We start from the raw sequence: 11,186 nt of genomic DNA, 5'->3' as shown, positions 1-11,186 counted from the left end.
CCCCCCCCCCCCGGCGCCCGCCCTGCCGCAGCCCGACGCCGACCTGCCGGCGCTGGCGGACGCGCTGCGCGCGGGGCTCGGCGCCGTGCGCAGCCTGGGCGGCGCGGCCGTGGGCGACAAGACCATGGTGGACGCCTTCGACCCCGCCGTCGCGGCCCTGGAACGCGCCGCGCTGGACGGCTTCACGCTGCGCGAGGCCGGCGCACTGGCCGCGGAAGCCGCCGAGGCGGGGGCGCGGGCGACCGAGCCGCTCGTCGCGCGCAAGGGCCGGGCCTCCTACCTGGGCGAGCGCAGCGCGGGCCACCGGGATCCGGGCGCCGCCTCCACCGCGCTGCTCTTCCGCGCGCTGGCCGACGCCGCCTCCAACCGGCCCCCGGCGAACCGGCCCGCCGCGGACTGACCCACCGCGAAGCCGACCCACCGCGCCCCGGCCCGGGCCGCACGGTCAGGCCCGGGTCGCACGCTCAGGCCGCGCGGCCGACCAGCAGCAGCAGCGCGTCGTCCCCGAGCTCGCCGCCGGTGTGCTCCAGCAGGTCGCCGTAGAGCCGGGCGACCGCCGAGTCCAGCTCGGCCACCGAGCCGCCCGAGCCGGCGACCAGGTGCCCGGCCCGCTCCTCCAGCGGATAGAACTCGCCGGTCGCGTGGTGCCGGGCCTCCACCACCCCGTCGGTGCAGAGCACCATCACGTCGTCGGTGCCGAACGGCTGGTCCCAGCTCTGCGGCTGCCCCGGGGCGAGGCCGCCCAGCCCCAGCGGCACCCACGGGTCGGGGGCCTCCAGCACCGTCACCGCGCCGTCGTGGGCGACCCGCAGCGGCGGCACGTGCCCGTAGTGCAGCAGCTCGACGGCGCCCGGGTGGCGGAACTCGGCGAACAGCGCGGTGGTGAACTCGCCGTCCGGGGCGTGCCGCTCCACGCTGGCCTCGATCCGCCCGGCCACCCCGCGCAGCGCGGCCTCGTCGTAGGCCGCCTCCCGAAAGGCGCCCAGCACCACGGCCGCGGTCTGCACGGCCTCCAGCCCCTTGCCGCGCACGTCCCCGACCACCGCGCGGGTGCCGTGCGGGGTCTCCAGCACGGCGTAGAGGTCCCCGCCGATGCGCGCCTCGTCGGCGGCCGAGGCGTAGCGCACCGCCAGCCGCAGCGGTCCGACCTCGGAGTCCGGCTGGCGCAACAGCGCGCGCTGGGCCGCGTCGGCCACCGAGCTCACCGCGGCGAACGCCGCCGCCCGGCGCATCCGCACGTCCGCCACGAGGGCACTGAAGAGGGTGAGCAGGGCGTAGGTGATCATCGAGCCGAAGAGGAAGCGCTGGTCGTGCACGGCGGTCACCTGGTCGTACCGGTTCAGCCCGATCAGCGCGCCCAGCCCCAGGGTGCAGACCGCGAGCACGCCGACCGCCGAGAGGGTGAGCGCCGCGATCGAGGGGACCACCGTCATCAGCGGCGCCAGGTAGCGCTCCTTGCCGGTCGACACGTCGGCGATGCTGACCGCGAGGATGGCCAGCAGCGCGGGGGTGGCCCGCCGGCGCCAGGAGACGTCGCGCAGGTCGACGGCGGCCAGCGCCCGGCGCCGCAGGCCCAGCGGCAGGCCGGAGACGTCGGGGGAGAGCGGGGTGACGACACGGCGCGAACGGGACACGAGGCGAACATTACGGACAATCAGCCCCACCGTCACCTCCCGTTTCCCGCACGCCCGGGAGCGCCGAACGCCACGCAAGGTATCGGCCCGGCTACTGTCTGCTAGCGAACCGCAGGCCGCACCGGTCTGCGCACAGGAAATCCCCCTCCCTCGGAATACCCCTGGGGGGTATCATGTTGGAGACAGTACGGCGCCACCCGGCGCACCCCACCCTCCTGGAGGCCCCGATGTCCAACACCACCACCTACGCCGTCACCGGGATGAGCTGCGGCCACTGCGAGAAGTCGGTCAGCTCGGAGATCTCCGGCCTGCAGGGCGTCACCGAGGTGGCCGCCGACGCCAAGGCCGGCACCGTCACGGTCTCCTCCGAGCTCCCGCTGGACGAGGCCGCCGTGCGCGCCGCCGTCGACGAGGCCGGCTACGAGCTGGTGGGCCCGACCGCCTGAGCGGCCCGCACGGGGGGCGAACCCCCGCGGCCGCCCCCCGCCGCCATCCGGCCGACCCCGCCCTCGGGCTCCCCGGCCGTACCCCTCCCCCGAAGGAGCGACAACCGATGAGCACCCTCACCCCGGGCACCGTGGTCCCCGGCATAGCGCCCACCGCCGGGTCGACCCGGGTCGAGCTGTCGATCGGCGGGATGACCTGCGCCTCCTGCGCGGCCCGGATCGAGAAGAAGCTCAACCGGATGGACGGCGTGCAGGCCACCGTCAACTACGCGACCGAGAAGGCGCGGATCGACTTCGGCCCGCAGACGGACGTGGCCGAGCTGATCGCCACCGTGGAGCGCACCGGCTACACCGCCGAGCTGCCCCCGCCGCCCGCCGAGCCGATCGCGGCCCCGGTCGCCGCGCCGACCGCCACCCGCGAGCCGGACCCGCAGCGCGAGCGGCTGCTGATCAGCACCGTGCTCACCGTCCCGGTGGTCCTGCTCTCGATGGTCTCCGCCCTGCAGTTCGACAACTGGCAGTGGCTCGCCCTCGCCCTCACCGGCCCGGTCGTGGTCTACGGCGGCCTGCCCTTCCACCGGGCGGCCTGGACCAACCTCCGGCACGGCGCGGCCACCATGGACACCCTGGTCTCGCTCGGCACGCTGGCCGCCTTCGGCTGGTCGCTGTGGGCGCTCTTCCTCGGAGACGCCGGCATGCCCGGCATGCGGCACACCTTCAGCCTCTCGGTCGGCGGCGGCGACGCCGCCTCCACGCTCTACCTGGAGACCGCGGCGGCCGTCACCACGCTGATCCTGCTCGGCCGCTGGCTGGAGGCCCGCTCCAAGCGGCGGGCCGGCGCCGCGCTGCACGCCCTGCTCGACCTGGGCGCCAAGGACGTCGCGGTGCTGCGCGAGGGCCGCGAGGTCCGGGTCCCGATCGGCGAACTCACCGTCGGCACCCGCTTCGTGGTCCGCCCCGGCGAGAAGATCGCCACCGACGGCACGGTGGTCGAGGGCAGCTCCGCCGTCGACGCCTCGATGCTGACCGGCGAGTCGGTCCCGGTCGAGGTGACCGTCGGCGACCAGGTCACCGGCGCCACCGTCAACGCCGGCGGCCGCCTGGTGGTGCGAGCGGTGCGGGTCGGCGCGCAGACCCGGCTGGCGCAGATGGCCGCCCTGGTCGAGGAGGCGCAGAACGGCAAGGCGGCCGCCCAGCGGCTCGCCGACAGGATCTCCGGCGTCTTCGTCCCCGTGGTCATCCTGATCGCCCTGGGCACCCTGGTCGGCTGGCTGCTGGCCACCGGCAGCTCCACCGAGGCGTTCACCGCCGCCGTCGCCGTGCTGATCATCGCCTGCCCCTGCGCCCTGGGCCTGGCCACCCCGACCGCGCTGATGGTCGGCACCGGCCGCGGCGCCCAGCTCGGCATCCTGATCAAGGGCCCCGAGGTGCTGGAGACCACCCGGCGGGTGGACACCATCGTGCTCGACAAGACCGGCACCGTCACCACCGGCCGCATGGCGCTGATCGCCGTGCACACCGCCGAGGGCGTCTCGCAGGACCAGGCGCTGCGCCTGGCCGGCGCCCTGGAGCACGCCTCCGAGCACCCGATCGCCCGCGCGGTGGCCCTCGCCGCCGCCGAGCGGCTCGGCGAGCTGCCTGCCGTCGAGGGCTTCGAGAACCTCCCCGGCCGCGGCGTGCAGGGCGTGGTGGAGGGCCACGCGGTGCTCGCCGGCCGCGCCGCCCTGCTGGCCGACTGGGAGCAGCCGCTGCCCGCCGCCCTCGCCGAGGCCCGGGCGGCGGCCGAGGCGGCCGGCCGCACCGCGGTGGCGGTGGGCTGGGACGGCGCGGCCCGCGCGGTGCTGGTGGTGGCCGACACCGTTCGCACGACCAGCCGCGAGGCGACCGCCGAGCTGCGCGGGCTGGGGCTGCGCCCGGTGCTGCTGACCGGCGACAACCGGGCCGCGGCGCAGGCGGTGGCGGTCGAGGTCGGCATCGCGGCCACCGACGTGATCGCCGAGGTGCTCCCCGAGCAGAAGGTCGCCACCGTGCGCGCCCTGCAGGCCGAGGGCCACGCGGTGGCGATGGTCGGCGACGGCGTGAACGACGCCGCCGCGCTCGCCCAGGCCGACCTGGGCCTGGCCATGGGCACCGGCACCGACGCGGCGATCGAGGCCGGCGACCTGACCCTGGTGGGCGGCGACCTGCGCTCGGCGGCCGACGCCATCCGGCTCTCCCGGCGGACCCTGGCCACCATCAAGGGCAACCTCTTCTGGGCCTTCGCCTACAACGTGGCGGCGATCCCGCTGGCCGCGGCCGGCCTGCTCAACCCGGTGGTGGCCGGCGCCGCGATGGCCTTCTCCTCGGTCTTCGTGGTGACCAACAGCCTGCGCCTGCGCCGCTTCGGCGCCTGAGCCCCGGCCCCGACCCGCCGCGCGCCGCCCCCCGGCCCCGACCGTCCAGCGAGCTCCCCGGACTCAGCGTCCGAGGAGCTCGCCGCCGTTGCAGTGCAGGATCTCGCCGGTGATGAAGCCCGCCTCCACCGACGCCAGGAAGTACACCGCGGCGGCCACCTCACCGGTCTCGCCGATCCGGCCCAGCAGCGTGCGCGACGCCCGCCGGGAGACCTCCGCCTCGTCCAGCCGGGGACCGAAGAACTCGGTGCCGGCCACCGTGCCCGGGGCGACGATGTTCGCGGTGATGCCCGAGGGGCCCAGCTGGGCGGCCAGGAAGTTGTTCCAGGCGTGCAGCGAGGCCTTGGCCGCACCGTAGGAGCCGGCCCCGCGCAGCGCGGCGATCGAACTGATGGTGACCACCCGGCCCTCGCCGGGGGTGAGCCGGTCGCGGACCGACTCGGTGAGCAGCACCGCGGTCAGCACGTTGCGCTCGAAGTCGCCGCGCCAGCGGGCCAGCAGCGCGTGCGGCCCGGCCACGAACCCGGTCTCGCGGCTGCCGGCGTTGTTCACCAGCACGTCGATCCGCGCCGGCAGCGTGCCCAGCGCCGCCTCCACCGCGTCCGGGTCCGCCAGGTCGCAGACCAGCGGGGTGATCGAGGGACCCAGCGTGGCGGCCGCCTCCTCCAGCACCGAGCGGCGCCGTCCGACGATCACCACCCGTTCGCCGGCGTCGGCGAAGCGCCGGGCGATCTCCAAGCCGATGCCGGTGCCACCGCCGGTGACGACAACGTTCCTGGCCATCTGCGCTCTCCCACCCTCACCGCTCCGGCCCGCCCTGTCCGTACCGGAATGACACGATTCCTATCACGCTGGGTTGCCAGGACTGCGGGGAGGGTGACGTCGGACGCCGGAATCGGTGTGGTATGAGCGGGTGAACGATGCGCACACGGAACGTAGCGAGAGCCAACTCACACCGTGCAAACGTAACTTTGCCGACCCAGATACGTCTTACCTTGTGAGTGCGGCCAGAACGACTGCGGAACGGCATGCGCGTGCCACCCCCCTGCGGGGCGGTCCGCGCACGCGCAGTCACCAGGCCGCCGACGGGGCTCCGGCGGGCCCCGGGAAGGCTGTCGCACCAGCGACGGTCCTCGCGCACGACGCCGGGGAGCGACGGGCCCAGGGACGCTTTGAGCGGCCGTTCCTGACCCACCCCGCTCCCCGGGCGTCGTGCGCCGCTCGTGCCCGGTCGCGACGGCGTCCGGATGTGCCGAAGGGCCCCGCAGCTGCTGCTGCGGGGCCCTTCGGCACATCCGGGTGACCCGTCCGGCGGACAGGGCCGGGGCGGGTCCGGGCGCTACCGGACTCAGCGCTTGTCGAGCTCCACGTAGTCGCGGATCGCCGTGCCGGTGTAGATCTGGCGCGGGCGGCCGATCCGGCTGCCCGGGTCGTTGATCATCTCGTGCCAGTGCGCGATCCAGCCCGGCAGCCGGCCCAGCGCGAACAGCACGGTGAACATGCTGGTCGGGAAGCCCATCGCGCGGTAGATCAGGCCGGTGTAGAAGTCCACGTTCGGGTAGAGCTTGCGCGAGACGAAGAAGTCGTCGCTGAGCGCGTGCTCCTCCAGCTTGAGCGCGATCTCCAGCAGCTCGTCCGACTTGCCCAGCTGCGCCAGCACGTCGTGCGCCAGGCCCTTGACCAGCGCGGCGCGCGGATCGAAGGCCTTGTACACCCGGTGGCCGAAGCCCATCAGCTTGACGCCGTCCTCGCGGTTCTTCACCTTGCGGATGAAGGCGTCGACGTCGCCGCCGTCCTGCTGGATCTGCTCGAGCATCTCCAGCACGGCCTGGTTGGCGCCGCCGTGCAGCGGGCCCCAGAGGGCCGAGATGCCCGCCGAGATCGAGGCGAACTGGTTCGCGTGGCTCGAGCCGACCAGGCGCACGGTGGAGGTGGAGCAGTTCTGCTCGTGGTCCGCGTGCAGGATGAGCAGCTTGTCCAGCGCGTTGACCACGACCGGGTTCAGCTCGAACTCCTGCGCCGGGACCGCGAAGGTCATCCGCAGGAAGTTCTCGACGTAGCTCAGGTCGTTGCGCGGGTAGACGAACGGCTGGCCGACCGACTTCTTGTACGCGTAGGCCGCGATGGTCGGCAGCTTGGCGAGCAGGCGCACGGTCGACAGGTGGCGCTGGCCGGCGTCGAACGGGTTGTGGCTGTCCTGGTAGAAGGTCGACAGCGCGCCCACCACCGAGGAGAGCATCGCCATCGGGTGGGCGTCACGCGGGAAGCCCTGGTAGAACCGCTTGACGTCCTCGTGCAGCAGGGTGTGCTGGGTGATCTCGTTGCTGAACTCCGCCAGCTGGTCGGTGGTCGGGAGCTCACCGTTGATCAGGAGGTAGGCGGTCTCGATGAAGCTGCCGCGCTCGGCCAGCTGCTCGATCGGGTAGCCGCGGTACCGGAGGATGCCGTTGTCACCGTCAACGAAGGTGATCGCGGACTTGTAGGCGGCGGTGTTGCCGAAGCCGTTGTCCAGGGTGACCAGGCCGGTCTGCGGGAGCAGCTTCGAGATGTCGAAGCCGGCGTTACCCGCAGTGCTCTCGACGACGGGGTACTCGTACTCGCCGCCCTGGTACCGCAGTACTACGGACTCTTGACTGTTCTCGCTCACGCGCTTCCTCACCGACGTAATGAAATCCTCTTCCAAGGTGCCCTGACTGTCCCACCCTCCCCCATCCGGAGGACGGCCGCGCACCCGGGGTGGCCCGAAAGAGCCGTGCCCTACAAAAGCCGACGGTCCAGCCGGTACGAACCGGACAAGATCGCGGCAAGACTAGGCTGGTCCATCAATTTCTTCACGTCAAGATACCCCCGCCGGGGCGCGGAACCCCATTCGCTCCCCGGGGGGTCATCCGGTGGCGAGCCGGTGGTCCAGCGCGGAGTGCCGCCGCCCGGCGCTCACGGTGCGGACGGCCTGCCCGATCGCCTTGCGCGAGCCCACCAGCACCACCAGCTTCTTGGCCCGGGTGACCGCCGTGTAGAGCAGGTTGCGCTGCAGCATGGTCCAGGCGGACGTAGTGACGGGAATCACCACCGCGGGGTACTCGCTGCCCTGCGAACGGTGGATGGTGACCGCGTAGGCGTGCGCCAACTCGTCCAGCTCGTCGAAGTCGTAGGGCACCTCCTCGTCCTCGTCGGTGAGCACGGTGAGCCGCTGGTCCTCCGTGCTGAGCGCGGTGACCACGCCCACCGTCCCGTTGAAGACGCCGTTGCGGCCCTTCTCGTAGTTGTTGCGGATCTGCGTCACCTTGTCGCCGACCCGGAAGGTCCGCCCGCCGAAGCGCCGCTCGGGCAGCCCCTCACGCCCCGGGGTGACCGCCGCCTGGAGCAGCGTGTTGAGGTTGCCGGCCCCGGCCGGGCCGCGGTGCATCGGCGCCAGCACCTGGACGTCCCGGCGCGGGTCGAGGCCGAAGCGCTGCGGGACCCGGCGGGCCACCACGTCCACCACCAGGCCGGCCGCGCGCTCGGTGTCGTCCTCGACGAAGAGGAAGAAGTCGGGCAGGCCCTCGGTCAGCGGCGGCAGGCCCTCGTTGATCCGGTGCGCGTTGACCACCACGCCGGACTGCTGGGCCTGCCGGAAGATCCGGGTCAGCCGGACCGAGGGGATCGGCCCGCCCTCGGCCAGCAGGTCGCGCAGCACCTCGCCCGCCCCGACCGACGGCAGCTGGTCCACGTCCCCCACGAAGAGCAGGTGGGCCCCCGGTGCCACCGCCTTGACCAGCTTGTTCGCCAGGATCAGGTCCAGCATCGAGGCCTCGTCGACGACCACCAGGTCCGCGTCCAACGGCCGGTCCCGGTCGTACGCCGCGTCCCCGCCCGGCCGCAGCTCCAGCAGCCGGTGGACGGTCGAGGCCTCACAGCCCGTCAGCTCGGCCAGCCGCTTGGCGGCCCGGCCGGTCGGGGCCGCCAGCAGCACCTTCGCCCGCTTGGCCAGTGCCAGCGTGACGATCGAGCGGACCGTGAAGGACTTTCCGCACCCGGGACCGCCGGTCAGCACCGCGACCTTCTGCGTCAGCGCCAGGCGGACCGAGTCCTGCTGCTCGGGCGCCAGCTCGGCCCCGGTCTGCCGGGCCAGCCAGCCCAGCGCCTTGGGCCAGTCCACGTCCGCGAAGCCGGGCATCCGGTCGCCCTCGGCCCGCAGCAGCCGCAGCAGCTGGTTGGAGAGCGAGATCTCGGCCCGGTGGAAGGGCACCAGGTAGACCGCGACCACCGGTTCGCCCACCGTGCCGTCCGGCCCCGGGACGCTCTCGCGCACCACGCCCTCCTCGGCCACCAGCTCGGCCAGGCAGTCGATCACCAGGCCGACGTCCACCTGCAGCAGCTTGACCCCGTCGGCGATCAGCCGCTCCTCCGGCAGGTAGCAGTGGCCCTGGTCGCTGCTCTGCGAGAGCGCGTACTGCAGACCGGCCTTCACCCGCTCGGGGCTGTCGTGCGGGATCCCGACGGCCTGCGCGATCCGGTCCGCGGTCAGGAAGCCGATCCCCCAGACGTCCGAGGCCAGCCGGTACGGCTCGTTCTTCACCACACCGATCGAGGAGTCCCCGTACTTCTTGTAGATCCGCACCGCCAGCGAGGTGGAGACCCCGACCCCCTGCAGGAAGACCATGACCTCCTTGATCGCCTTCTGCTCCTCCCAGGCGTCGGCGATCATCCTCGTCCGCTTCGGCCCCAGCCCCGGCACCTCGACCAGCCGGGTCGGCTGCTCCTCGATCACGGTGAGGGTGTCGACGCCGAAGTGGCCCACGATCCGCTCGGCGAAGCGCGGACCGATCCCCTTGATCAGACCGGAGCCCAGGTAGCGCTGGATCCCCTGCACGGTGGCCGGCAGCACGGTGGTGTAGTTCTCCACCGTGAACTGCTTGCCGTACTGCGGGTGCGACCCCCAGCGCCCGTGCAGCCGCAGCGACTCGCCCACCTGGGCGCCGAGCAGCGCGCCCACCACCGTCAGCAGGTCGTTCGCGCCCCGGCCGGTGTCCACCCGGGCCACCGTGTAGCCGGTCTCCTCGTTGGCGTAGGTGATCCGCTCCAGCACCCCCTCGACCTGAGCCAGCTGCCGCTCGGCCGGTGCCTGGGACTGCTGCTGCCCGCCCATCGCCGGGTCCCCCTTTGCGCCACTCGTGAGCCTTGCGCTACGCACCGTACCTCCCCGGGCCGACAGGGCGGTGCGGAGCGGCCAGGGACACCTCTCCCGGGGGACCCGCTCCGGTCCCGGCGGCGGGCCCGCGCACCGCCGAAGGACGGGTGGCGGCGGGCGGACGACCGGGCCAGGGCCGACCATGGCAGGGAGGACCCATCCGTGCGGCCCGCCCGCGAACGGGCCCCGAAGGAGTGGAGCACGCACCATGCTCACCACCGGCTTCGTCCCCGGCGCACCGAACTGGCTGGACCTGGGCAGCCCCGACACCGACGCCGCCCAGGCCTTCTACCAGGCCCTGTTCGGCTGGACCTTCGGCTCCGCGGGTCCCGACTCCGGCGGCTACGGGTTCTTCCGCCAGGGCGAACGGACGGTCGCCGCGCTCGGCCCGCTGACCGAGGAGGGCGCCGACTCGGCCTGGACGCTCTACTTCCACAGCGCGGACGCGGACCACAGCGCCCGCCTCGTCGAGCAGGCCGGCGGCACCGTCCGCTTCGGCCCGTTCGACGTCTTCGACAACGGCCGGATGGCCGGCTTCACCGACCCCACCGGCGCCCGGTTCGCCGTCTGGCAGCCGGGCACGACGGCCGGCCTGGACGCCGTCACCGACGTCGGCACGCTCTGCTGGACCGAACTGCACACCAGCGACCCGGCTGCCGCCAAGGACTTCTACCGGACCGTCTTCGACTGGCTGGAGCAGGACGTCCCCTTCGGCGACTTCACCTACACCGTGGTCACGCCCACCGCCGCCGGCACGGACTCCAGCCAGGGCGGCATCTCCGCGCTGCTGCCCGAGGACCGGGCGGTGCGGGGCGGCTCCTACTGGCTGCCCTACTTCGAGGTCGCCGACACCGACGCCACCGTGAGGCGGGCCGAGCAGCTCGGCGGGACCGTCTGCGCCGCGGCCACCGACGCCCCCGGCGTCGGCCGGTTCGCCCAACTCGCCGACCCCCACGGCGCCGTCTTCTCCGTCATCGCCAGCACGCCCCCCGGCACCTGAGCTCGCGGGCGCTGCCTAGGGTGGCGGTATGAACGCCGACGAACTGGTGATCCGACCGGTCACCGCCCAGGACATCCCCGCCGTCGTGGCCCTGCTGGCCGCCGACCCACTGGGGGTGAGCCGGGAGTCCCCCGACGACCTCACGCCGTACTACGCGGCCTTCGAACGGCTGGCCGCCGACCCGAACCAGCACCCGGTGGTCGCCGAGCGGAACGGTCAGGTGGTCGGCACCCTGCAGCTCACCGTGATTCCCGGCCTCTCCCGCGCCGGCACCACCCGCACGGTGGTGGAGGCGGTCCGGGTCCGCGGCGACGAGCGCGGCAGCGGCCTGGGCACCCGGCTGATGGAGTGGGCGATCGAGGAGTCCCGGACGCTCGGCGCCGGTCTGGTCCAGCTCACCTCGGACACCTCCCGCGGCGACGCGCACCGCTTCTACGAACGCCTCGGATTCACCGGCTCGCACGTCGGCTTCAAGCTGGTGCTCTGACGGCCCCGAAACGCGAAGAAGCCCCCACCGATAAACGGTGGGGGCTTCTCCTGAAT

General features: G+C 73.4%; 9 protein-coding genes. 5 read left to right on the top strand and 4 right to left on the bottom strand.

The features are described 5' to 3' along the window. Positions 1-400, top strand: a 400-nt coding sequence (locus ABD323_RS36105; RefSeq protein ID WP_344446321.1) for a DAK2 domain-containing protein, incomplete at its 5' end; no start/stop codon positions are given. A gap of 64 nt (positions 401-464) precedes the next feature. Here the strand turns inward: ABD323_RS36105 and ABD323_RS36100 are convergent. Continuing rightward, positions 465-1,634, bottom strand: a complete 1,170-nt coding sequence (locus tag ABD323_RS36100; protein WP_344446320.1) for a PP2C family protein-serine/threonine phosphatase — start codon at positions 1,632-1,634, stop codon at positions 465-467. A 227-nt stretch (positions 1,635-1,861) separates the two neighbouring features. Between ABD323_RS36100 and ABD323_RS36095 the strand changes: the two genes are divergently transcribed. Further along, on the top strand, positions 1,862-2,080 hold the full coding sequence (locus tag ABD323_RS36095; protein ID WP_344446322.1) for a heavy-metal-associated domain-containing protein: 219 nt from the start codon (positions 1,862-1,864) through the stop codon (positions 2,078-2,080). A gap of 107 nt (positions 2,081-2,187) precedes the next feature. Next, positions 2,188-4,473: a heavy metal translocating P-type ATPase gene (locus tag ABD323_RS36090; protein ID WP_344446319.1), complete on the top strand. Its 2,286-nt coding sequence runs from the start codon at positions 2,188-2,190 to the stop codon at positions 4,471-4,473. A gap of 63 nt (positions 4,474-4,536) precedes the next feature. Here ABD323_RS36090 and ABD323_RS36085 read toward each other — a convergent pair whose 3' ends face one another. From ABD323_RS36085 to recD2, 3 genes are all read right to left on the bottom strand, one after another. Further along, on the bottom strand, positions 4,537-5,256 hold the full coding sequence (locus ABD323_RS36085) for an SDR family NAD(P)-dependent oxidoreductase (RefSeq protein WP_344446318.1): 720 nt from the start codon (positions 5,254-5,256) through the stop codon (positions 4,537-4,539). A 565-nt stretch (positions 5,257-5,821) separates the two neighbouring features. Then, entirely contained in the window at positions 5,822-7,132 is a 1,311-nt protein-coding gene (locus ABD323_RS36080) for a citrate synthase (protein WP_425556280.1), read from the bottom strand. A 225-nt stretch (positions 7,133-7,357) separates the two neighbouring features. Continuing rightward, positions 7,358-9,601, bottom strand: a complete 2,244-nt coding sequence (recD2, locus tag ABD323_RS36075; RefSeq protein WP_344446316.1) for an SF1B family DNA helicase RecD2 — start codon at positions 9,599-9,601, stop codon at positions 7,358-7,360. Positions 9,602-9,851: 250 nt separating this feature from the next. Between recD2 and ABD323_RS36070 the strand changes: the two genes are divergently transcribed. Together ABD323_RS36070 and ABD323_RS36065 are read left to right on the top strand one after the other, a co-directional pair. After that, the gene (locus ABD323_RS36070) at positions 9,852-10,643 is read left to right on the top strand and encodes a VOC family protein (RefSeq protein ID WP_344446315.1); all 792 of its coding nucleotides are present in this window, start codon (positions 9,852-9,854) and stop codon (positions 10,641-10,643) included. 28 nt (positions 10,644-10,671) lie between these two features. Continuing rightward, the gene (locus ABD323_RS36065) at positions 10,672-11,130 is read left to right on the top strand and encodes a GNAT family N-acetyltransferase (RefSeq protein ID WP_344446314.1); all 459 of its coding nucleotides are present in this window, start codon (positions 10,672-10,674) and stop codon (positions 11,128-11,130) included. Positions 11,131-11,186 lie beyond the last annotated feature (56 nt).

Source organism: Kitasatospora nipponensis (assembly GCF_039528135.1).
Classification (GTDB): Bacteria; Actinomycetota; Actinomycetes; order Streptomycetales; family Streptomycetaceae; genus Kitasatospora; species Kitasatospora nipponensis.
Note: the sequence above shows the minus strand (reverse complement) of the source record. Positions and strands in the feature narration are given on the sequence as shown.